Below are 25,511 nucleotides of genomic sequence, written 5' to 3'. Positions count from 1 at the left end.
GTCGATCCAGGTCACTGCCTCTTCGCGTGCGGTACCACAACTAGTGAAACGCGCAGCGGGTGATCGGCATAGTTTGTCGCGGCTGAAGCCGGGAGCCGGGACGCGGCGATTCGAGCGCACCCTTGCCGGGCGGTGAATCCGCGTTTCCGCGTGGCGGCACGACGAACGGTGTGGGGAGAGCGGCGCGTGAATCGATCCGAGTTCATGCCTGGTCGTGGGTCCGGCACGAGTGACGATGCGATCGCGATCGTCGGAGTGTCCTGCCGACTGCCCTCCGCGCCCGGCCCGTCGGAGTTCTGGCGGCTGCTGAGCGACGGCGTGAGCGCCGTGTCCACGGTGCCGCCCGGCCGTTGGAACGCGGGCCCGGAACTCGGCCCCAGCGCGTACGGCGCGTTCCTGGACGGGGTCGACCGGTTCGACGCCGGGTTCTTCGCGATCTCGCCCCGTGAGGCCCGCGCGATGGATCCCCAGCAACGGCTGATGCTGGAACTCGGCTGGGAGGCTCTGGAGGACGCGCGTATCGCGCCCACCGACTTCCGCGGCACCGACGTCGGCGTGTTCATCGGTGTGATGGCCGACGACTACGCGCTGCTGAGCCGCCAGTCCGGGGCGTCCGGAATCGGTCATCACTCGCTCACGGGCGTCAACCGCAGCATCGTCGCCAACCGCGTGTCGCATTTCCTCGCGCTGACGGGCCCGAGCATGGCCGTGGACACCGGCCAGTCGTCGTCGCTGGTGGCGGTGCACCTCGCCTGTGAGAGCATCCGCAGCGGCGAGTCCAGCATGGCCCTCGCGGGTGGCGTCCAGCTCAACCTCGCCGCGGAGAGCGCCATGGCGGCCGCAGAGCTCGGCGCGCTGTCTCCGGACGGCAGGTGCTTCACCTTCGACGCGCGGGCGAACGGTTACGTCCGCGGCGAGGGCGGCGCCGTCGTCCTCCTCAAACCGTTGTCGCACGCTCTCGCGGACGGCGACCACGTGTACTGCGTCATCGCGGGGAGCGCGGTCAACAACGACGGCCCCGGCGACGCGCTCACCACGCCGAACGCCCGGGCGCAGGAGCAGGTGATGCGGGCGGCGTGCCGGCGCGCCGGCGTGGACCCGGCGAGCGTCGGATACGTGGAGTTGCACGGTACCGGCACCAGAGTGGGCGATCCCATCGAAGCCGCCGCTCTCGGCGCGGTCTACGGCTCGCAGCGCTCGGGCGACCCCCTGTGGGTGGGATCGGCCAAGACCAACGTCGGCCACCTGGAAGGCGCCGCGGGGATCGTCGGCCTGCTCAAGGCCGCGCTCGTCGTAAAGCACCGCATGCTGCCGCCGAGCCTCAACTTCGAGGAGCCGAACCCCGCGATCCGCTTCGACGAGTGGAATCTGCGGGTGGTGGGGTCGCCGACGCCGTGGCCGGTGCGCGACAGCGGCGGTCGTGAGGACGGCCGGATCGTCGCCGGCGTCTCGTCGTTCGGCCTCGGCGGCACCAACTGCCACCTCGTGCTGACCTCCCCGGAGCCCGTCGCCCCGGAGCCCGTCTCCCCGGGCCCCGCGACCGGGAGCGTTCTGGAGCGGCCCGAGCCAGGGCCGCAGACCTCGCCACCGGTGTTCTGGACGGTGTCCGGCCACACCGAGAACGCGTTGCGGGCACAGGCGGCCCGGCTCGCCCGCCACGTCAGGGAACGGGAGGACCTCTCCGTCGGCGACGTGGCCTTCTCCTCGGTGACGACACGGGCCGGCCTGCTCCATCGAGCGGTCGTCGTCGGGGACGAACGCGAGCAGTTGCTCCGCGGGCTGGACGCGCTGGCGGAAGGGCGCTCCGCTCCCGGACTGGTGCGCGGCAGGACCGACGTCGACTCCGGTTCCGGGGGCGTGTTGTCCACCCAACTGGAGCGCATGGACCAGATGCGGCTGGTCCTCGGGCTGGGCCAGCACACCGCGCCGCTGACCCGCGGCTGGCGACGTCCCGGCCGGCAGGTTTTCGTCTTTCCCGGCCAAGGGTCGCAGTGGGCGGGGATGGGGGTGGAACTACTCGACTCCTCCCCGGTGTTCGCCGCCGCCATGGCCGAATGCGAGGCGGCGCTGAGCCCGTTCGTCGACTGGTCGCTGACGAGCGTCGTCCGGGGGGAGCCAGGAAGCCCGCCCAGAGAACGCGCCGACGTGATCCAGCCGGTGCTTTGGGCGATCATGGTCTCGCTGGCGGCGTTGTGGCGGTCGTACGGCGTGGAACCGGGCGCGGTGGTGGGCCACTCGCAGGGGGAGATCGCGGCCGCGTGCGTGGTGGGCGCGCTGTCACTGGAAGACGGCGCCCGGATCGTGACCGCCAGGTCGGCGCTGGTCGCCGAGGTCCTCTCCGGCAACGGCGGCATGGTTTCCGTGGGGTTGCCCCGGGAGGTCCTGGACGAACGGCTGGCACGCTGGGAGGGCCGCCTGTCCGTCGCCGTCGTCAACGGTCCGTCCTCCGTGGTGGTGTCCGGGGACGATGAGGCGCTGGCCGAGATGAAGGCCGAATGGGCGGATACGGTGCGGATGCGCCGGGTCAAGGTCGACTACGCCTCGCACTGTGCCATGGTCGAGCTGGTCGAGCAGCGGTTGGCACCGATGCTGGCGTCGATCCGGCCGCGCAGCTCGGTGATCCCCTTCTACTCGGCGGTGACCGGCGGCCCCCTGGACACCGCGGAACTCGACGGTGACTACTGGTACCGCAACCTGCGCCGGCCGGTTGACTTCCAGGGCGCGGTCGGCCGGTTGCTGTCCGACGGGTTCGGCGCGTTCATCGAGGTGAGCTCGCACCCGGTGCTGGTCGGGAGCGTCCACGAGGTCGCCCAGGCCGCCGGCCGCCCGGCGGTGGCCGTCTGCACGCTCCGGAGGAACCACGCCGGGATCTCCCGCGTGCTCACCTCGGTCGCCGAACTCCACGTGAACGGGGTGGACGCCGGCGGGGAGAGGTTCCTGCCCGTCGCGTCCCGGGTCGAGTTGCCGACGTACGCGTTCCAGCGGATCCGCCACTGGCTGGAGGAGGCCGGGCCGCGCCGATCCGGCCCGGAGCCAGGGCCGGCCGAAGAGGGACCCGGCGCCGACCCGCCCGCGGCGGCCGATGGCGGGCCGGACGTTGTTCAGCGGCCCGGCTACCTGCTGGATGTGGTGCGTGACGCGTGCGCGACCGTCCTCGGGACCTACGATCCCGACGGTGTCGAACTCGGCCTGCCCTTCAAGGCACTCGGTTTCGACTCCGCGATGCTCGTCGAGCTCACGGCCCGGCTCAGTTCGGCCGCCGGGCTGCCGCTGACCGCGAACAATCTCTTCGACCACCCCACGCCGGCGAGGCTCGCCGCCTTTCTGACGTCCACAGCCGCCACCGGTTCCGGGAACCCCCCGCCCCCGGAACCGGTGGCTTCCACCCTCCTCGCCGACGAGCCCATCGCGATCATCGGAATGGCCTGCCGCTACCCGGGCGGGATCGACTCCCCGGAAAGCCTGTGGCGGCTGGTCGACGCCGGTGCGGACGCCGTGTCGGCGATGCCCCCCGACCGTGGCTGGCGGAGGGGGGCCGTCCCCGGAGATCTTCCCGGCGGCTTCCTCTACGACGCGGGCGACTTCGACGCCGCGTTCTTCGGGATCTCGCCGCGTGAGGCGCTGGCGATGGAGCCGCAGCAGCGGCTGGCGCTGGAGGTGGCCTGGGAGGCGGTGGAGCGGGCCGGGATCCCGCCGTCGTCGCTGCACGGCACCCGGACCGGTGTCTATCTCGGCGCGATGGCGCAGGACTACGGCGCCCGGATGCACGAGGTGTCCGGCGACGCCGAAGGCTACACGCTGACGGGTACCTCGCCCAGCATCCTGTCCGGCCGGGTCGCGTACACCCTGGGCCTGGAGGGTCCCGCGATCACGGTGGACACCGCGTGCTCGTCGTCGCTGGTCGGCCTGCACCTGGCCGCGCAGGGGCTGCGGTCGGGGGAGTGCTCGCTGGCGCTGGCGGGTGGTGTCACCGTCATGTCGACGCCGGGCATCTTCCTGGAGTTCGCCAAGCAGGGCGGTCTGTCCCCGGACGGGCGGTGCAAGGCCTTCTCCGACGCCGCCGACGGCACGGGCTGGGCCGAGGGCGTGGGCGTGCTGGTCCTGGAACGACTGTCGGACGCCCGCCGCAACGGCCATCAGCCGCTGGCGATTCTGCGTGGCTCGGCGGTGAACTCCGACGGCGCCTCCAACGGCCTGACCGCCCCCAGCGGGGCCTCCCAGCAGCGGGTGATCCGACAGGCTCTGCGCAGCGCCGGCCTTGCCCCGGCGGATGTGGACGTGGTGGAGGCGCACGGCACCGGCACCACCCTGGGCGACCCGATCGAGGCCCAGGCCCTGCTCGAGACGTACGGGCAGGACCGGGACCGGCCGCTGCTGCTGGGGTCCATCAAGTCGAACATCGGTCACAGCCAGGCGGCCGCGGGGGTCGCGGGCGTGATCAAGATGGTGCAGGCCATGCGGCGGGGGATCGTGCCGCAGACGTTGCACGTCGATGCTCGCACGTCCCGGGTCGACTGGTCGGCCGGGGCGGTGGAGCTGGTGACCGAGGCGGTGGCGTGGCCGGAGGCCGGTCGGCCGCGCCGGGCGGGTGTTTCGTCGTTCGGGATCAGCGGCACCAACGCGCACGTGATCATCGAGCAGGCTCCGGCCCCCGATCCCGAGCATGTCTCCTCTCCGGCTCCCGCCGTGGTGCCCTGGGTGGTCACCGGCAAGAGCGAGGCGGCGCTCGCGGCCCAGATCGACCGGCTGACGTCGTACCTGGCCGAGAGCGGAGCCGATCCGGCCGACGTCGGCTACTCGCTGGTGACGGCACGCTCGGAATTCGCCCACCGGGCGGTGCTCCTGGCCACCGATGACGGTGTGACCGAGGCGGCACGCGGTGTCGCCGGGCCGCCGGGCGCGCTGGCGGTGCTGTTCGCGGGGCAGGGCGCGCAGCGGATCGGGATGGGCCGCGAGCTCGCCGCCCGGTTCCCCGTCTTCGCCCGCGCGTTGGACGAGGTTTTCGCGGGGCTGGAGCAGTCACCGCGTGAGGTGATGTTCGGTGCCGACTCGGGACTGCTGGACCGCACCGAGTTCGCCCAGCCGGCGCTTTTCGCGATCGAGGTCGCGCTCTTCCGCCTGCTGGAGTCCTGGGGCGTGACGCCGGACCTGTTGGTGGGCCACTCGATCGGCGAGATCGCCGCCGCCCACGTGGCTGGTGTGCTCTCCCTGGACGACGCCTGCACGCTGGTCGCGGCCCGGGGCCGCCTGATGCAGCGCCTGCCGGCGGGCGGGGCGATGGTGTCGGTCTTAGCCGGTGAGGCGGAGGTCGAGCCGCTGCTGGCGGACGGAGCCGTCATCGCCGCAGTGAACGGGCCGTCCTCCGTCGTGATCGCCGGGGACGAGGACGCCGTCCTGCGCACCGCCGCGCACTTCGGCAAGGCCACCCGCCTGCGGGTGAGCCACGCGTTCCACTCGCCGCTGATGGAGCCGATGCTGGCGGAGTTCCGGAAGGTCGTCGAGGGGCTGACCTTCCACGAGCCGAGCATGCCGATCATCTCCACCGTGACCGGCGAGCCGGTGGACGCCGCGTACCTGTGCTCGCCGGAGTACTGGGTGGACCACGTCGTGCGCCCGGTGCGTTTCGCCGCGGCGGTGCAAGCTGCCGCCTCGGCGGGGGCCAAGACGTTCCTGGAACTCGGCCCGGACGGCGGGTTGACGGCACTCGTCCACCAGAACCTCTCGGCCGGCCAGGATTCCGGCGAGCCGCCGGGCCCGGCTGCCTTCCCCATCCTGCGCAAGGACCGCGGCGAGGAAGCCGCGGCGCTCGCCGCCGCCGCCCGGCTCTACGTGCACGGCATGCCGGTGCGCTGGACGCGGCTGTTCCCGGCCGCTCGCCGCGTGGACCTGCCGACCTACGCGTTCCAGCGGCGGCGCTACTGGCTGGCGCCCGGCGGCGCGGCGGACGCGCACCCCTTCCTCGGCGATCCCGTGCCGTCCGCCGCCACCGGCGAGACCCTGTTCACCGGCACGCTCTCGCTCCGGGACCACCCCTGGCTGGCCGACCACGTGGTGGGCGGCGCGGCGCTGCTGCCGGGCGCCGCCCTGCTGGAGTCGGCCCTGTACGCGGGAGGCCGGCTCGGCTGCCCGCGCGTGGCCGAGCTCACCCTGGAGGCGCCCCTTCCGCTCCCCGGCGACGGCGAACCGGCGATCCAGCTCGCCGTGGGTCCGGCCGACGCCGACGGCCGGCGCCGCATCGCCTGCTATGCCCGGCACGACCAGGACGCCCCATGGACCAGGCACGCCACCGGGACGCTCGCCCCGGCCGAGCCTGCCGCCCCGGAGTGGCAGGTCCAGCCCGAGGTGGCGTCCGGGATCGTCGCGGCGGAGGCGTACCGCAGGCTCGCCGCGCGCGGCTACGACTACGGCCCGGCCTTTCGCGGCCTGCGCGCCGTCACCCTCGACGGCGGGGCCGCGCACGCCGAGGCGGCGCTGCCCGCCGGTCTGGGCGGGTCCGGGTTCGGCCTGCACCCGGCCCTGCTGGACGCCGCGCTGCACGCGGCGGTGCTCGCCACCGGCGATTCTGGGGAGCCCGTGGTGCCCTTCGCCTTCGAGGACGTGTCGCTGCACCACGCGGGTGCGCGCGAGTTGCGCGTCGAGGTCACGTCCGCGGGCGCCGGGGCCGTCTCGGTCGTGCTGGCCGACGGGCATGGGCGCCCGGTCGCGGCGATCGGCTCGCTGGTGCTGCGCCCCGCCGCGTCGTCCGGCGTGCCCGCCGACTCGATGTTCACCGTGGACTGGCCCGAGCTGCCGCTGCCGCCCGGCGAGGCGCCTGCGCCCCGGATCGTGCGCTTGGCCACCGGCGAGGACGAGCCGACGGTCGCGTCCGTGCGCGAGATCACGCACCGGGGCCTGGCCCTGGTCCGCGACGCCGTGGAAGGCGCCGATGAGCGGCCCCTGGTGCTGGTGACCGGCGGCGCCGTGGCCGTGGACGACCGCGAGCACCCGGCCGACCCCGCGGCGGCGGCCGTGTGGGGCCTGGCGCGCTCGGCCCAGACCGAGCACCCAGGCAGGATCGTCCTGGTGGACAGCGACGGCCACGAGGCGTCCGAGCGCGCGCTCGCCGCCGCCGTGGCGACCGGGGAACCTCAGCTCGCGCTGCGCGCGGGGACGGCCCGCGCGCCCCGGCTCGCCCGTCCCTCCCGCCACCTGCTCCCGCCCGGCGGGGCCGCGCACTGGCGGCTCGTCTCGGACGGGGGCGGCACCCTGGACGGCCTGTCCCTCGTCGCCGATCCCGGCGCGCCGCTCGCCCCCGGCCAGGTGCGCGTGGACGTTCGCGCGGCCGGGGTCAACTTCCGCGACGTGATGCTCACGCTCGGCCTCTACCCCGGCGGCGGCACCCTGGGTCTGGAAGGGGCGGGCGTGGTCGCCGAGACCGGCCCCGGCGTGACCGCGTACGCCCCTGGCGACCGGGTACTGGGCGTGTTCTCCCACGCCTTCGCCACCACCGCGGTGGCCGAGGAGCGCGCGCTCGCCCCCATCCCGGACGGCTGGTCGTACGCGCGGGCCGCCACCACGCCCATCGCCTTCCTCACCGCCTACCACGCGCTCGTGGAACTGGCCGGGCTGCGCGCGGGGGAGACCGTGCTGATCCACTCGGCGGCGGGCGGCGTCGGCATGGCCGCGGTCCAGATCGCCCGGCACCTCGGCGCGGACGTGCTCGCCACCGCGAGCCCCGGCAAGTGGGACCAGGTGCGCGCCCTGGGCGTGCCCGGCAAGAACCTGGCCTCCTCGCGCACCGGCGAGTTCGAGCAACACTTCGGCGGCCGGGACGTGGACGTGGTGCTCAACTCCCTCGCCGGCGAACTGGTGGACGCCTCGCTGCGGCTGCTGCGCCCCGGCGGCCGGTTCGTGGAGATGGGCAAGACCGACATCCGCGACCCCCACCGGTACCCGCACCTGCGCTACCAGGCCTTCGACCTGCTGGACCTGGACCCCGGCCACCTCGGCCGCCTGCTGCGCGAGGTGCTGGCGTTGTTCGAGCGTGGCGAGCTGGCCCCGCTGCCCGTGGCCACCTGGGACCTGCGCCGCGCCCCCGACGCGTTCCGGCACCTGAGCCAGGCCCGGCACGTCGGCAAGGCCGCGCTCACCATGCCCGTCCGGCCCGGCCCCCGTGACACGGTCCTGATCACCGGCGGCACCGGAGCGCTCGGCCGGGCGCTCGCCCGGCACCTGATCGACCGCCACGACGTGGGCCGGGTGGTGCTGGCCGGGCGCGGCGGCCGGGAGGTATCCGGCCTCGGCCCGAGGATCACCGTCGCGGCCTGCGATGTCGCCGACGCCGGCGCCGTCGAGGCGCTCCTGGCCGAGCACCGGCCGGCCGTCGTCGTTCACGCCGCCGCCGTGCTGGACGACGCCACCGTCACCGGGCTCACCGCCGAGCGCCTGGACGCCGTGCTCCGCCCCAAGGTGGACGGCGCGCTCAACCTGCATCGCGCCACGCGCGGCGCGGACGCGCCCGCCCTCGTGCTGTACTCCTCGGTGATGGCCACGCTCGGCGGCGCGGGCCAGGCCGCGTACGCGGCGGCCAACGCCTTCCTGGAGGCCCTGGCCCGGCACCGGCGCGCGCAGGGGCTGTCCGCGACCGCCCTGGCCTGGGGACCGTGGACCGAGGGCATGACCACCGCGCTCGGCGACGCCGACCGCTCCCGGATGGCCCGCTCGGGCCTGTCGCCGCTGTCCGTCCCAGACGGGCTCGCCCTGTTCGACCGGGTCCTGGCCCTGGACGAGCCGGTGGCCGTGCCCGCCCGCCTCGACCTCGCCGCCGTGCGCGCCGCGGGGCCGGACGCGGCGCCGATCCTGCGCGCCCTGGTCCCCACGGTCCCCCCGGTCCCCCCGGTCGCCGCCCGGCCGCCGTCGCCCGGCCGCGCCGCCGGCCTGCCGCTCGCCGAGCGGCTGGCCGCGCTCGACCCCGGCGCCCGCACCCGCACGGTGCTGGAGCTGATCAGTGCCCAGTCCGCGGCCGTGCTCGGGCACGACGCCGCGGGCGCCGTCGAGGCGGACGCGTCGTTCAAGGACCTGGGCTTCGACTCGCTCACCTCGGTCGAGCTGCGCAACCAGCTCTGCGCCGCCACCGGCCTGCGCCTGCCCGCCGCCCTGCTGTTCAACCACCCGACGCCCGCGGCCCTGGCCCGGCACCTGATCGCCGAGCTGACGCCCGACGCACCCGAGCCCGACGGGGGCGTCCTGGCCGACCTGGACCGCCTCGCCGCCGCCCTGGCCGCCGCGCCCGCCGACGGCGGACTCCGCGTCGGCGTCGCCGCCCGCCTGAAGCTCCTGTCGGACCAGGTGGCGGCCTGGGCCGCGCCGCCACCGCCGGCCAACGGCGACGGCGGGGTCTCCGGGCGGCTCCAGACGGCCTCGGTGGCCGAACTGCTCAGCTTTATCGACGAGGAACTCGGATGACGGGGGACGCGCGGATGACGGACAACGAGCAGGTCGTCGAATACCTGAGGCGGGTGACCGTCGAGCTGCACGAGACGCGCAAGCGCCTGCGCGACCTGGAGGAGCGCGACCGGGAGCCCATCGCCGTCGTCGGCATGGCCTGCCGCTACCCGGGCGGAGTGACCTCGCCGGAGGACCTGTGGGAACTGGTGGCCGGCGAGCGCGACGCGATCGGCGACTTCCCGGCCGATCGGGGCTGGGACGTGGACAGCCTGTACGACCCCGACCCGGATCGGGCCGGGAAGAGCTACCTACGGGTGGGCGGGTTCCTGGCGGACGCGGCGGGGTTCGACGCGGGGTTCTTCGGGATCTCGCCGCGTGAGGCGCTGGCGATGGATCCGCAGCAGCGGTTGTTGCTGGAGACGTCGTGGGAGGCGGTGGAGCGGGCCGGGGTCGACCCGCGCTCCCTGCGCGGCAGCCGTACCGGTGTGTTCGTCGGAGCGATCGCGCAGGACTACGTCGCCCCGCTCCACGCCGCCCCCGAGGGATTCGAGGGGCACCTGCTGACCGGCACCACCGCCAGCGTCGTGTCCGGGCGGGTGGCTTACACGCTGGGCCTGGAGGGGCCCGCGGTCACCGTGGACACCGCGTGTTCCTCGTCCCTGGTCGCATTGCACCAGGCGGCCCGTGCCCTGCTGTCCGGGGAGTGCTCCCTGGCCCTGGCCGGCGGCGTCACGGTGATGTCCAACCCCGGCATGTTCGTGGAGTTCAGCAGGCAGCGGGGCCTGGCGCCGGACGGCCGGTGCAAGTCGTTCGCGGCGGCGGCTGACGGCACGGTCTGGGCGGAGGGCGTCGGCGTCCTGGTGCTGGAGCGGCTGTCGGACGCGCGGCGGCTGGGCCACCCGGTACTCGCGGTGCTGCGGGGCAGCGCGGTCAACCAGGATGGCGCCTCCAACGGCCTGACGGCGCCCAATGGTCCGTCGCAGCAGCGGGTGATCCGGCAGGCGCTGGTCGGGGCGGGGTTGTCCTACGCGGATGTCGACGTGGTCGAGGCGCACGGCACCGGGACGTCGCTGGGTGACCCGATCGAGGCGCAGGCTCTGCTGGCGACCTATGGGCAGGATCGGCCGGAGGACCGGCCGCTGCTTCTTGGGTCGATCAAGTCGAACATCGGTCACAGCCAGGCGGCTGCGGGTGTCGCCGGTGTGATCAAGATGGTCATGGCGATGCGCGAGGGTGTGGTGCCGCGCACGTTGCATGTGGATGCGCCGTCCTCGCATGTGGACTGGAGTGAGGGTGCGGTCGAGCTGGTGACCGAGCGGGTGGAGTGGCCGGAGACCGACCACCCGCGCAGGGCCGCCGTGTCGTCGTTCGGGATCAGCGGCACCAACGCCCACGTGATCATCGAGCAGGAGCCGATCGAGGAATCCGCGGAGGTCGCGGACGTGGCATCCGAGGACCCGGCGCCCGGGTTGTCGGTGCCGCTGCTGGTCTCGGGCCGGACCGATCAGGCGTTGCGTGTGCAGGCCGGGCGGCTGGCGTCGTACCTGAATGGTGTGCCTGATGTCGGGCTGGCCGATGTGGGGTTCTCGCTGGTGACGACGCGGTCGGCGTTCGAGCACCGGGCGGTGGTGGTCGCCGAGGATCGCGAGGGTGCGCTGGCCGGACTGCGGGCCGTTGCCGAGGACCGGCCGGGCGCCGGTGTGGTGCGCGGAATGGCCGGGGCGGAGCCGAGGCTTGCGGTGTTGTTCACCGGTCAGGGGAGCCAGCGGGCAGGGATGGGCCGGGAGTTGTACGACCGGTTCCCGGTGTTCGCGGAGGCGTTGGACGAGGTGATCGCTGAGCTGGAGCCTTCGCTTGAGCCGGCCGGGCTGGGTCGTTCGTTGCGCGAGGTGCTGTTCGACGACCAGGCCGGGCTGCTGGATCAGACGGGGTGGGCGCAGCCGGCGTTGTTCGCGGTGGAGACCGCCCTGTTCCGGCTGGTCGAGTCCTGGGGTGTGCGTCCGGACATGCTGGCGGGCCACTCGGTCGGGGAGATCGCGGCGGCGCATGTGGCCGGGGTGTTGTCGCTGGGTGATGCATGTGCATTGGTGGCCGCTCGGGCGCGGTTGATGCAGGCGCTGCCCGCGGGTGGGGCGATGGTCGCGGTCCAGGCGCCAGAGGACCAGGTCGCCGACCTGCTGGCCGGGCGTTCGAATGAGGTGTCGATCGCGGCGGTCAACGGTCCTGCCTCGCTGGTGATCTCCGGTGTCGAGGAGGCGGTCCTTGAGGTCGCCGCCGCACTGGAATCCCAGGGGGTCAGAACGCGGCGGCTGCGGGTCTCGCACGCGTTCCACTCGCCGTTGATGGATCCGATGCTGGAAGACTTCCGCACGCTGGCGAGCAGGCTCACCTACAACCCGCCGCAGATCCCCATCGTGTCGACCCTGACCGGCCAGGCGGCCACGACCGAGCAGGTGTGCTCGCCGGGCTACTGGGTGGACCAGGTACGCGGCGCGGTCCGCTTCGCCGAAGGTGTCGGTGTGTTGCATGCGCAGGGTGTGCGGGCGTATCTGGAGCTTGGTCCCGATGGTGTCCTGACCGCCATGGCGCAGGAGACCCTTGCCGCGATCGCCGACTCGGACGCCGGTGCGCGTGACTCGGACATGGTGCTGGTGCCGGTGTTGCGCAGGGATCGGGATGAGCAGAGCGCGGTGATGTCGGCGCTGGCCGAGTTGCATGTGCGTGGGGTGTCGCTCGATTGGCGTGCGATGTTCCCGGGCGCGCGCCAGGTGGAGCTGCCCACATACGCCTTCCAACGTCGGCGTTTCTGGCCTGATGGCGCGGGCTCGCGAGTGGGAGACCTGACTAGGGCGGGGCTGACGGCTGCCCAGCACCCGCTTCTGGGGGCCGCTGTTGGGCTGGCCGGTTTGGATGGGGTGCTGCTGACCGGTCGTATCTCGCTCAGGTCGCATCCATGGCTGGCCGATCACGTGGTGGGCGGGACGGTGGTGTTCCCGGGCACCGGGTTCCTGGAGCTGGCGATCCAGGTAGGTGATCAGGTCGGCTGTGATGTGGTCGAGGAGCTGACCTTGACCGCGCCGTTGGTGCTGGGTGAGCGGGACGCGGTGGCGGTGCAGGTGTGGGTGGCGGCGCCGGATGAGTCGGGTCGGCGTGAACTGGGCGTCTACGCCCGGCAGGCGGAGGCTGCGGCCGAGGAGCCGTGGGTACGGCATGCGATCGGTGTGCTGGCACCCGGTGGCCAGACCTGGGAGCCGTTCGACACGGCGGTGTGGCCGCCGCGGGGTGCGTCCGTGATCGAGCTGGATGGGTTGTATGACCGGCTGGCCGGGGGTGGGTTGGGTTACGGTCCGGTGTTCCAGGGGCTGCGGTCGGCGTGGCGGGGTGCGGACGGGGAGGTGTTCGCGGAGGTCGTGCTGCCGGAGCAGGTGGTTGATGCGGGGTTGTTCGGGGTGCATCCGGCGTTGCTGGATGCGGCGTTGCATGTGGTGCCGTTTGCCGGGCTGGGGGATTGGCGGCCGGGCGGTTCCGGGGGCGTGTTGTTGCCGTTCTCGTGGGGTGGGGTGTCCTTGCATGCGGGTGGGGCGTCGCTGTTGCGGGTCCGGTTGGCCAGGACGGGCGATGATTCGGTTTCGGTGACCGCGGTGGATGCCGCGGGGGAGATGGTGCTGTCGGCGCGGTCGATGGTGCTGCGGCCGTTGTCGGCTGGTGATCTGCCGGTCGCCGGTAGTCGGGCGCTAGAGCGGGATGCGCTGTTCCGCGTGGAATGGACGCCGCTGCCGGAGAGCGCGGCAGCAGGTGGGGCGGCCGATGGGATGCCGCCGGCGGTGCTGGGTTTCGGGGCGTTGGGTGTCATCGCGGCGTGGCGGCCGGGCGGGGATTCGGTTCCGTTCCATCTGGATCTGCCGTCGCTGCTGGAGGCAGGGCCGGTACCCGGGGTGGTGCTGACGCAGGCGGTCACGGATCCGGCCGGGCTCGCCCTGGCCCACCGGCAGCGCGGGCACGCGGCCGGGGACGTGGTGGGGTCGGTTCACGAGTTGACCGCCCAGGTGCTGGGGTTGGTGCAGGCGTGGCTGGCTGACGCCCGGTGTCAGGGTTCCCGTTTGGTGTTCGTGACCACGGGTGCGGTGGCGGCCGATGACGGCGAGGCCGCGACTGATCTCGCGGCGGCAGCGGTGTGGGGTCTGGTGCGGAGCGCGCAGTCTGAGCATCCCGGCCGGTTCGTGCTGGTGGACGTGGATGACAGATCCTCGCTGTCGGCGTTGCCGGGAATGCTGCCCGAAGCGATGGGTGAGGTATTGGCGTCAGGCGAGCCACAGGCGGCGATCCGCGGCGGCGAGGTGTGGGTGCCTCGGCTGGCGCGGGTAACCACCGCCTCTGACCGTGGCGCTGACCGTGGCGCTGACCGTGGCGCTGACCGTGGCGCTGACCGTGGCGCTGACCGTGGCGCTGACCGTGGCGCTGACCGTGGCGCTGACCTGGGTGGAGCGCGTCGTGCCCCTGGTGGCGTTGGTGGTGATGTCGTTCGCTCCTGGGACCCGGAGGGGACGGTGCTGATCACCGGTGGTACCGGTGGTCTGGGTGGGTTGCTGGCGCGGCACGTGGTGGCCGAACGTGGGGTTCGGCGTCTGCTGCTGGCCAGCCGCCGGGGGTTGGACGCTCCGGGTGCGGTGGAGTTGCAGGCGGAGCTGATCGCGCATGGCGTGGAGGTTTCGATCGCCGCGTGTGATGTGGCAGACCGGGACCAGGTCGCGGCGTTGCTGGCTCAGGTCCCGGCCGGGCATCCGCTCACTGCGGTGATTCACACCGCTGGCGTGCTGGCCGACGGCACGATCCCGTCGTTGACGGCGGAGCGGCTGGACGCGGTGTTGCGGCCGAAGGTGGATGCCGCCTGGCATCTGCACGAGCTGACCCGGGACCTGGATCTGGCCGAGTTCGTCGTGTTCTCGTCGGTGGCGGGGACGTTCGGCGGGGCGGGTCAGGGCAACTACGCGGCGGCGAACGCGTTCTTGGATGCGCTGGCTGAGCATCGGCGTGCTGTGGGGCTGGCGGGGTTGTCGCTTGCCTGGGGTCCGTGGGCGCAGGACGCGGGGATGACGGGCACCCTGGGCCAGGCCGATATGCACAGGATTGCGCGGGCGGGGATTCTGGCCTTGACGGCCGAGCAAGGCCTGGGGTTGTTCGACGCGGCTGGTGCGGTGGGTCGTGCGGCGCTGGTGACGGCGCGGTTGGACTTGTCCGCCGTGGCGCGGGCAGGCGGCGAGGTGCCGCATCTGTTGCGGGGATTGGTGCGGGGAGTTCGCCGGTCGGCGGCGTTGGCGGCGGCAGGCGAGGGGTCGCTGGCTGGACGGTTGGCCGGTTTGGGGGAGGCTGACGGAGTTCGTTTGGTGGTTGAGCTCGTCCGCAGCCAAGTAGCCGCAGTGCTGGGGCATGCCTCGCCGGATGGCGTGGATGTGCGGCTCGAGTTCCGTGAGCTGGGTTTTGACTCGCTCACGGCGGTGGAGTTGCGTAACCGGCTGGGTGCGGTGACGGGGTTGCGGTTGCCGGCGACGCTGGTGTTCGACTACCCGACACCGGTCGTGCTGGCGGAGTACTTGCTGGGCGAGCTGCTGGGCGAGCAGGCCGGTTCGACTGTGCTGTCGCCTGTGGTGCGTTCGGTGGCGGACGACCCGATCGTGATCGTGGGGATGGCGTGCCGGTATCCGGGTGGGGTCGCCTCTCCGGAGGATCTGTGGCGGCTGGTGGTTGAGGAGACCGACGCGATCACTGGTTTCCCGACGAATCGTGGGTGGGATCTGCGGGCGTTGTACAACCCGGATCGGGAGAGCCGGGGCACCAGCTACGTGCGTGAGGGTGGTTTCCTGCATGAGGCAGGGGAGTTCGACCCCGGCTTCTTCGGCATCTCGCCCCGTGAGGCGCTGGCGATGGACCCGCAGCAGCGCCTCCTCCTGGAGACCACTTGGGAGGCGATCGAGCGGGCCGGGATCGACCCGACCTCCTTACGCGGCAGCCATACCGGTGTCTTCGCCGGCGTGATGTACCACGACTACGCGAACAGTGTGTCATTCCCACCGGACGTGATGACTTTCTCCGCCATCGGTAGCGCCGGCAGCGTCGTGAGCGGCCGCTTGTCCTACACCCTCGGCCTGGAGGGTCCGGCGGTAACAGTGGACACGGCCTGCTCGTCGTCGCTGGTGGCGTTGCACCTTGCGGCGCAGGCGCTGCGCTCGGGTGAGTGCTCGCTGGCGCTGGCCGGTGGCGTGACCGTGATGGCCACGCCAACCTCCTTCATTGACTTCAGCGCCCAGGGCGGACTGGCAGCCGACGGCAGGTGCAAGGCGTTCTCCGACAGCGCCGACGGGGTGGCCTGGTCGGAGGGTGTGGGTGTGCTGGTGCTGGAACGGTTGTCGGACGCACGCCGCAATGGGCATCAGGTGCTGGCGGTGGTGCGGGGTTCTGCGGTCAATCAGGATGGTGCGTCCAACGGGTTGACCGCGCCGAATGGTCCTTCGCAGCGTCGGGTGATCCGGCAGGCGCTGGCCGGTGCCGGGCTGGCTCCCGCTGATGTGGACGTGGTGGAAGGTCACGGTACGGGGACGACGCTGGGTGACCCGATCGAGGCCCAGGCTCTGCTGGCGACCTATGGGCAGGACCGGCCGGAGGACCGGCCGCTGCTTCTTGGGTCGATCAAGTCGAACATCGGTCACACCCAGGCCGCCGCGGGTGTCGCCGGTGTGATCAAGATGGTCATGGCGATGCGCGAGGGTGTGGTGCCGCGCACGTTGCATGTGGACGCGCCGTCCTCGCACGTGGACTGGAGCGAGGGCGCGGTCGAGCTGGTGACCGAGCCGGTGGAGTGGCCGCAGGCCGGTCGGCCGCGCCGGGCGGCTGTGTCGTCGTTCGGGATCAGCGGCACCAACGCCCACGTGATCATCGAGCAGGGGCCGGAGGTTCCGGAAAGTCGGACCGAGGCTCGTGCTGGGGACTGGGCACCGGGTACTGGGGCTCGTGCTGGGGACTGGGCACCCGGTACTGGGGCTCGTGCTGGGGACTGGGCACCCGGTACTGGGGCTCGTGCTGGGGACTGGGCACCCGGTACTGGGGCTCGTGCTGAGGACCGGGCTGTTGACCGGGGTCCGGGTGCGGAGCTGGTGCCGGGTGCGGAGCTGGTGCCGGGTGCGGGGCTGGTGCCGGGTGCCGGGGTGGTGCCGGTGGCGGGTGTCGCGGTGGAGCCAGCGGTGGATCCGGGGCTGGTTCCGGGGCTGGTTCCGGTGGTGGTGTCGGGTCGGTCGGCTGGGGCGTTGCGGGCGCAGGCTGGGCGGCTGGTCGCCCATCTGGAGGGTGCTGCTGGTCTGGGTCTGGCCGATGTGGGGTTCTCGCTGGCTGTGACTCGGTCGGTGTTCGAGCATCGGGCTGTGGTGCTGGCGAGCGACCGCGAGAGCGCGCTGGCCGGGCTGGGCGCGCTGGCCGAGGATCTGCCGGGTGCGGGTGTGGTGCGCGGGGTGGCCGGGGCGGAGCCGCAGCTGGCGGTGCTGTTCACCGGTCAGGGCAGCCAGCGGGCGGGGATGGGCCGGGAGTTGTATGACCGGTTCCCGGTGTTCGCGCAGGCGTTGGATGAGGTGCTCGCGGAGCTGGAGCCGCTGTTGGAGGGGGTTGATCGGGAGCCGGACAGCGTTTCGGGCGAGCGGGCAGAGGGTCCCCGGGGCTGTTCGCTGCGTGAGGTGATCTTCGCCGAGCCGGGTGGTGAGCTGGCAGGGTTGCTCGATCGGACCGGGTGGGCGCAGCCGGCGTTGTTCGCGGTGGAGACGGCGTTGTTCCGGCTGGTGGAGTCGTGGGGGGTCCGGCCGGATGTGCTGGCGGGTCATTCGATCGGGGAGATCACGGCGGCGTATGTGGCCGGGGTGTTGTCGCTGAGCGATGCGTGTGCTCTGGTGGCGGCCCGGGCGCGGTTGATGCAGGCGCTTCCTGCGGGCGGGGCGATGGTGGCGGTCCAGGCGTCCGAGGACCAGGTCGTCGGCCTGCTGGCGGGGCGTGAGCATGAGGTGTCGGTCGCGGCTGTGAACGGTCCTGCCTCGCTGGTGATCTCCGGTGTCGAGGAGGCGGTGCTTGAGGTGGCCGCCGCGCTGGAGTCCCAGGGGGTCAGGACGCGGCGGCTGCGGGTGTCGCACGCGTTCCATTCGCCGTTGATGGACCCGATGCTGGAGGACTTCCGCGCCCTGGCCGGGACGCTCACCTACGACCCGCCGCGCATTCCGATCGTGTCCACTTTTACCGGGGAGCAGGCCACAGCTGAGCAGTTGTGCTCGCCGGATTACTGGGTGAATCAGGTCCGTGGCGCGGTCCGCTTCGCCGACGGCGTCCGCACGTTGCACGCGCAGGGCGTACGCGCGTATCTGGAGTTGGGCCCCGATGGGGTGCTGACCGCGATGGCGCAGGAGACCCTTGCAGCGGAGATCGAGGCGAACGCGGGCGCGGGTGGGGTCGCGGGTGGCGATGGGCTGGCGGGCTTGGCGCGCGATGCTGGGGTGGCGGCGGAGCTGGGTGCGGTGCTGGTGCCGGTGCTGCGCAGGGATCGGGATGAGCAGAGCGCGGTGATGTCGGCGCTGGCCGAGTTGCATGTGCATGGGGTGCCGCTCGACTGGCGGGCCATGTTCCCGGGCGCGCGCCAGGTGGAGCTGCCCACCTACGCCTTCCAACGTCGGTGGTACTGGCCGAACCCCGCTTCGGCTGGGGATGCCCGAGGGTTGGGGCTGACCGCTGCGAGCCATCCGCTGCTGGGTGCGGCGGTGGGCCTGGCCGACTCCGACGGTGTGCTGTTGACCGGGCGTCTGTCGGTGAGGTCGCATCCGTGGCTGGCCGATCATGTGATGTCCGGCACGGTGATCTTCCCGGGTACCGGGTTCCTGGAGTTGGCGATCCGTGCGGGTGATCAGGTCGGCTGCGACCGGATCGAGGAGCTGATGCTGGTCGCGCCGCTGGTGCTGGGCGCGGACGACGCGGTCGCGGTGCAGGTGTCGGTAGGTGCGCCGGAAGAGTCGGGCCACCGGAGCGTGAACATCTATGCGCGGTCGGCGGAGGCCGGTGAGGATGTGCAGTGGGTGCGGTACGCGACCGGGACGCTCGCGTCCGGTTCTCCGGAAGCCGTGTCGTTCGATGCCGAGGTCTGGCCGCCGCGGGGCGCGACCGCGATCGAGCTGGACGGGTTGTACGAGGACCTGGCCGCGGACGGGTTCGGCTACGGTCCGGTGTTCCAGGGGCTGCGGGCGGCCTGGCGGGGTGCGGCTGGTGAGGTGTTCGCGGAGGTCGTGCTGCCGGAGCAGGTGGCTGATGCGGGGCTGTTCGGGGTGCACCCGGCGTTGCTGGATGCGGCGTTGCATGTGGTGCCGTTTGCCGGGCTGGGGGATTGGCGGCCGGGCGATTCCGGGGGCGTGTTGTTGCCGTTCTCGTGGGGTGGGGTGTCCTTGCACGCGGGTGGGGCGTCGCTGTTGCGGGTCCGGCTGGCCAGGACGGGCGATGATTCGGTTTCGGTGACCGCGGTGGATGCCGCCGGGGAAATGGTGCTGTCGACGCAATCGATGGTGCTGCGGCCGGTCTCAGCCGATCAGTTCGCCCTCGCCTCCAGTGATCGCGCGATGGGGCGGGACCCACTGTTCGGGGTGGAATGGACGCCGCTGACAGAGCTTGCGGTGCCTGAGGCGACGCCGGTGGCGGTGCTCGGCTCGGACGTACTCGGTTCGGACGTACTCGGTTCGGACGTACTCGGTTCGGACATGCTCGGTTCGGACATGCTCGGTTCGGACATGCTCGGCGCGGGCGTGCTTGGCGCAGCGCTGGCGGGCCCGAGCGGTGAGCGCGATGGGCTGGTGCTGCCGGTTCACGCGGACCTGTCGGTCCTGGAGGGGCCGGTGCCTGGTGTGGTGCTGACGGAGGTCGTCTCCGACCAGGCCGATGGGGTGGTGGAGTCGTCGCATGCGCTGACCGTCCGGGTGCTGGAAGTGGTGCAGGGGTGGCTGGCCGATGACCGGTTCGCTGATTCGCGTCTGGTCGTGGTGACTCGGGGCGCGGTCGCGGTGGGTGAGGGTGAGGCGGTCACCGATCTGGCGGCTGCGGCCGTGTGGGGTCTGGTCCGTAGTGCGCAGTCGGAGAATCCGGGCCGGTTCGTGCTGGTCGATGTTGGTGCGGTCGACTGCCGTGATGGCGGTGACGATGGCGGGGATCTGGGCCGGTTGGCGCCAATGGGTGTGGCCGGGGAGCCGTTGGGTGTGGGCGGGGAGTCGTTCTCGTCGCTGGCGGGGTTGTCCACGGTTTCACCGCTGATATCGCCTGCGGTGCTGGCCGGGGTGCTGGCCTCGGGTGAGCCGCAGGTGGCGGTGCGCGGCGGTGGGGTGCTGGTTCCCCGCCTGGCGCGGGTGACACCCCGCTCTGATCTTGGCGAGGCCCTTGGTGAGGGCGGTGTCCGCTCGTGGGACCCGGAAGGGACAGTGCTGATCACCGGTGGCACCGGTGGTCTGGGCGCGCTGTTCGCGCGGCATGTGGTGGCCGAGCGTGGGGTTCGGCGTCTGCTGCTGACCAGCCGCCGGGGGGCCGATGCCCCGGGTGCGCTGGAGTTGCGGGCCGAGCTGATCGCGCACGGCGCCGAGGTGGAGATCGCGGCGTGCGATGTGGCGGATCGGGATCAGGTGGCTGCGTTGGTGGCCGGGGTGGATCCCGCTCATCCGCTGACGGCGGTCATTCACACCGCCGGTGTACTGGCCGACGGCACGATCCCGTCGTTGACGGCGGAGCGTGTGGATGCGGTGCTGCGGCCGAAGGTGGATGCCGCCTGGCATCTGCACGAGCTGACCCGGGACCTGGATCTGGCCGAGTTTGTCGTGTTCTCGTCGGTGGCGGGGACGTTCGGCGGGCCGGGTCAGGGCAACTACGCGGCGGCGAACGCGTTCTTGGATGCGCTGGCTGAGCATCGGCGTGCTTTGGGGCTGGCGGGGTTGTCGCTTGCCTGGGGTCCGTGGGCGAAGGACGCGGGGATGACGGAGGGACTGGCTGAGGTCGATCTTCGGCGTATGACGCGGGCGGGGATATCGGCCTTGGCGGTCGAGCAGGGGTTGGCCCTGTTCGACGCGGCGGGTGTGGTGGGTCGTGCGGCAGTGGTGGCGGCACGGTTGGATGCGGCGGCCGTGGCGCGGGTAGGCGGTGAGGTGCCGCATCTGTTGCGCGGGTTGGCGCGGGGGGTTCGCCGGTCGGCGGCGTCGGCATCGGCGTTGGCGCCCGTGACGGGTGATGGGTCGCTGGGTGGGCGGCTGGCCGGCATGGGACAGGCCGATCGGGTGCGGTTTGTGCTGGACCTGGTGCGTGCGCAGGTCGCGGCGGTGCTGGGGCACGCGTCGGCGGACGCCGTCCAAGCGCGGCATGAGTTCCGTGAGCTGGGTTTTGACTCGCTCACGGCGGTGGAGTTGCGTAACCGGCTGGGTGCGGTGACGGGGTTGCGGTTGCCGGCGACGTTGGTGTTCGACTACCCGACGCCGGTCGTGCTGGCGGAGTTCCTGCTGGGCGAGTTGCTGGGTGAGCAGGCCGGTTCGGCTGTGCTGTCGCCTGTGGTGCGTTCGGTGGCGGACGACCCGGTTGTGATCGTGGGGATGGCGTGCCGGTATCCGGGTGGGGTCGCCTCTCCGGAGGATCTGTGGCGGCTGGTGGTCGGGGAGACTGACGCGATCACTGGTTTCCCGACCAACCGCGGCTGGGATCTGGAAGGTATTTACGATCCGGATCCTGGCCGGGTGGGGACGTCGTACACCCGGCACGGCGGATTCCTGCACGACGCCGATGAGTTCGACGCGGGGTTCTTCGGGATCTCGCCGCGGGAGGCGCTGGCGGTCGACCCGCAGCAGCGGCTGCTGCTGGAGGTGTCGTGGGAGGCGGTCGAGCGGGCGGGGATCGAGCCGGGGTCGTTGCGGGGCAGCCAGACCGGTGTGTTCACCGGGGTGATGTACAACGACTACGGCCTGACCCTGGGCAACGCCGCCGGCCGGGTGCATCAAGCCGCGGCTGGCGAGGTGGTCGAGGGGCTTGGCGGACGCGACGCGGTCGAGGGTTACGAAGGAACCGGGACCGCGCCGAGCGTCGCCTCCGGCCGGGTGTCCTACACCCTCGGCCTGGAAGGCCCGGCGGTAACCGTGGACACGGCCTGCTCGTCGTCGCTGGTGGCGCTGCATCTGGCGGCGCAGGCGCTGCGCGCGGGCGATTGCTCGCTGGCGCTGGCGGGCGGGGCCACGGTGATGTCGACCCCGAACACCTTCATCGGGTTCGCCCGGCAGCGTGGCCTGTCGGTGGACGGGCGATGCAAGGCGTTCTCCGACAGCGCCGACGGGGTCGGCTGGTCGGAGGGCGTGGGTGTGCTGGTGCTGGAGCGGCTGTCGGACGCGCGCCGTAACGGTCATCCGGTGCTGGCGGTGGTGCGTGGTTCGGCGGTCAATCAGGATGGTGCGTCAAACGGGTTGACCGCGCCGAACGGTCCTTCGCAGCGTCGGGTGATCCGTCAGGCGCTGGCCGGTGCCGGTTTGTCGGCGTCCGAGGTGGATGCGGTCGAAGGCCACGGTACGGGTACGACGCTGGGCGACCCGATCGAGGCCCAGGCCCTGCTGGCCACCTACGGTCAGGACCGGCCGCAGGACCGGCCGCTGCTTCTTGGGTCGATCAAGTCGAACATCGGTCACACCCAGGCCGCCGCAGGTGTCGCCGGTGTGATCAAGATGGTCATGGCGATGCGCGAGGGTGTGGTGCCGCGCACGTTGCACGTGAACGCGCCGTCCTCGCACGTGGACTGGAACGAGGGCGCGGTCGAGCTGGTGACCGAGCCAGTGGAGTGGCCGCAGGCCGGTCGTCCGCGCCGGGCGGCTGTGTCGTCGTTCGGGATCAGCGGCACCAACGCCCACGTGATCATTGAGCAGGGGCCGGAGGTTCCGGAAAGTCGGACCGAGGCTCGTGCTGGGGATTGGGCACCGGGTACTGGGGCTCGTGCTGGGGACCGGGTTGTTGACCGGGGTCCGGGTGCGGAGCTGGTGCCGGGTGCCGGGATGGTGCCGGTGGCGGGTGTCGCGGCGGAGCCGGTGGTGGACCCGGGGCTGGTTCCGGGGCTGGTTCCGGGGCTGGTTCCGGTGGTGGTGTCGGGTCGGTCGGCTGGGGCGTTGCGGGCGCAGGCCGGGCGGCTGGCCGCCCATCTGGAGGGTGCTGCTGGTCTGGGTCTGGCCGATGTGGGGTTCTCGCTGGCTGTGACGCGGTCGGTGTTCGAGCATCGGGCTGTGGTGCTGGCCGGGGACCGTGATGGTCTGCTGGCCGGGCTGGGCGCGCTGGCGGAGGACCGGCCGGGTGCGGGTGTGGTGCGCGGGGTGGCCGGAGCGGAGCCGCAGCTGGCGGTGCTGTTCACCGGTCAGGGCAGCCAGCGGGCGGGAATGGGCCGGGAGCTGTATGACCGGTTCCCGGTGTTCGCGCAGGCGTTGGATGAGGTGATCGCGGAGCTGGAGCCGCTGTTGGAGGGGGTTGATCGGGAGCCGGACAGCGTTTCGGGCGAGCGGGCAGAGGGTCCCCGGGGCTGTTCGCTGCGCGAGGTCCTGTTCGCCGAGCCGGGCACGCCCGAAGCAGACGCGCTGGATCAGACGGGGTGGGCGCAGCCGGCGTTGTTCGCGGTGGAGACCGCTCTGTTCCGGTTGGTGTCCTCGTGGGGTGTGCGGCCGGATGTGCTGGCCGGGCACTCGATCGGTGAGATCACGGCGGCTCACGTGGCCGGGGTGCTCTCACTGAGTGACGCGTGTGCGCTGGTGGCGGCCCGGGCGCGGTTGATGCAGGCGCTGCCTGCGGGCGGGGCGATGGTCGCGGTCCAGGCGTCCGAGGAGCAGGTTGCCGACCTGCTGGCCGGGCGTGAGCATGAGGTGTCGGTCGCGGCGGTGAACGGTCCTGCCTCGCTGGTGGTCTCCGGGGTCGAGGAGGCGGTGCTTGAGGTGGCCGCCGCGCTGGAATCCCAGGGGGTCAGAACGCGGCGGCTGCGGGTCTCGCACGCGTTCCACTCGCCGTTGATGGACCCAATGCTGGAAGACTTCCGCACGCTGGCGAGCAGGCTCAGCTACAACCCGCCGCAGATTCCGATCGTCTCCACCCTGACCGGCCAGGCGGCCACGGCCGAGCAGTTGTGCTCGCCGGGCTACTGGGTGGACCAGGTCCGCGGCGCGGTCCGCTTTGCCGACGGCGTCCGCACGCTCCAGACTCAGGGCATACGGGCCTATCTGGAGTTGGGCCCCGATGGGGTGCTGACCGCGATGGCGCAGGACACCCTTGCCGCGGAGATCGAGGCGAACGCGGGCGCGGGTGGGGTCGCGGGTGGCGATGGACTGGCGGGCTTGGCGCGCGATGCTGAGGCGGGGGCGGCGGAGCTCGGCGCGGTGCTGGTGCCGGTGCTGCGCAGGGATCGGGATGAGCAGAGCGCGGTGATGACGGCGCTGGCCGAGTTGCATGTGCATGGGGTGCCGCTCGATTGGCGGGCCATGTTCCCGGGCGCCCGCCAGGTGGAGCTGCCCACCTACGCCTTCCAACGTCGGCGGTACTGGCCGAGGCCGTCGCTCGCTGCTGCCGGGGATGTCACCGCCGCCGGGCTCGGAGCGCCGGGTCACCCCATGCTGGGAGCGGCCGTTGAGCTGGCCGGCGGCGACGAGGTGCTCTTCACCGGCCGGTTGTCGACGCGGTCGCATCCGTGGCTGGCCGATCACATGGTGTCGGGCCGGGTGGTGGTGCCGGCGACGGCGTTCCTTGAGCTGGCGATCCGAGCCGGTGACGAGGTCGGCTGCGCCCGGGTGGACGATCTGACCATTGCCGCGCCGTTGACGCTGCCCGAACACGGCGGCGTCCAGGTGCAGGTGCGGCTGGGCGGCCCTGACGAAAGGGGACGCCGGCCGGTGAGCGTGTACGCGCGGCCGGAAGATGAGCAAGAGCGGCCGTGGACACGGCATGCCGGCGGCCATCTGGCGGTCGAGGCGCCGGCCCCCGATGCCCCATTCGACACGACGGTGTGGCCGCCGGCCGGCGCGGAGCCGGTCTCGCTGGACGGCTTCTACGAGGGGCGGGCGGCGGACGGTTTCGACTACGGGCCGGCGTTCCGCGGCTTGGCCGCAGTGTGGCGATGCGGCTCGGACGTGTACGCCGAGATCGGCCTCCCTGAGCAGGACGCGGCTGAGGCAGGGTCGTTCGGCATGCATCCGGCGCTGCTGGACGCGGTGCTGCATCTGTGCCTGTTCCTCGACCAGAGCCAGGAGGCCAGGCGCAAGGTGCCCTTCGCATGGGAGGGCGTGTCCCTGCACGCGGCGGGGGCCTCAGCGGTGCGGGTGCGGATGTCCTGGGCCGGACCGGATGCGATGTCGATCGCGATCGCCGGTGCGGGAGGTCCCACGGCCTCGATCACGTCGGTGGCACTGCGCGTCCAGCCGGACGAGCTGGCCGCGGGCTCGCGAGCGATCGGCAGGGACAGCCTGTTCCGGCTGGACTGGGCCCCGGCGGCCGCCCCGGCTTCGCCGGTGCCCGCGGTTGCGCCGGGCACTCTGGCGGTGGTGGGTCCGGACGAGTGGCGGCTCGCCGAGGCTCTTGCCGAGGTCATGGGTGGTCCCGTCACGACAGGCGCCGATCTGCGGTCGCTGGGAGAGGCCTGCGAGGGCGGTGCTCCCATGCCGCGCACGGTGCTGGTCCCAGTGGCCACAGGCGGGGCCGGTGGGGTGCCGGTGGCCACGGGTGGGGCCGGTGGGGTGCCGGTGGCCACGGGTGGGGCCGGTGGGGTGCCGGTGGCCACGGGTGGGGCCGGTGGGGTGCCGGTGGCCACGGGTGGGGCCGGTGGGGTGCCGGTGGCCGCGCACAGTGTGGCGTCGTCCGTGCTGGACCTGGTGCGATCCTGGCTCGCCGATGAACGGTTCGCCGATTCGCGGCTGGCGTTCCTCACCCAGGGCGCGGTGGACGGGGATGACGTGGCGGCGGCGACGACGTGGGGGCTCGTACGTGCCGCCGAGGCCGAGCACCCGGGCCGGTTCGTGCTGGTCGACCTCGACCTCCACCAGAGC

Annotated in this window: 2 protein-coding genes; both read left to right on the top strand. The window is 72.5% G+C overall.

The window, feature by feature from the left end; translation table 11 throughout:
- The first annotated feature begins 204 nt into the window (after positions 1-204).
- Complete coding sequence (locus tag KIP79_RS03095) at positions 205-9,444, top strand: type I polyketide synthase (protein WP_250212631.1); 9,240 nt, start codon at positions 205-207, stop codon at positions 9,442-9,444.
- Positions 9,441-25,511, top strand: a 16,071-nt coding sequence (locus tag KIP79_RS46415; protein WP_250212577.1) for a type I polyketide synthase, incomplete at its 3' end; no start/stop codon positions are given. The genes KIP79_RS03095 and KIP79_RS46415, both read left to right, overlap by 4 nt.

This window comes from Acrocarpospora catenulata (assembly GCF_018476525.1).
Classification (GTDB): domain Bacteria; phylum Actinomycetota; class Actinomycetes; order Streptosporangiales; family Streptosporangiaceae; genus Acrocarpospora; species Acrocarpospora catenulata.
This window is presented reverse-complemented; position numbering and strand designations above follow the sequence as displayed.

Excerpts from the sequence above, each read along its gene's own strand:
- KIP79_RS03095 (WP_250212631.1), top strand. The coding sequence starts at position 205 with ATGCCTGGTCGTGGGTCCGGCACGAGTGACGATGCGATCGCGATCGTC.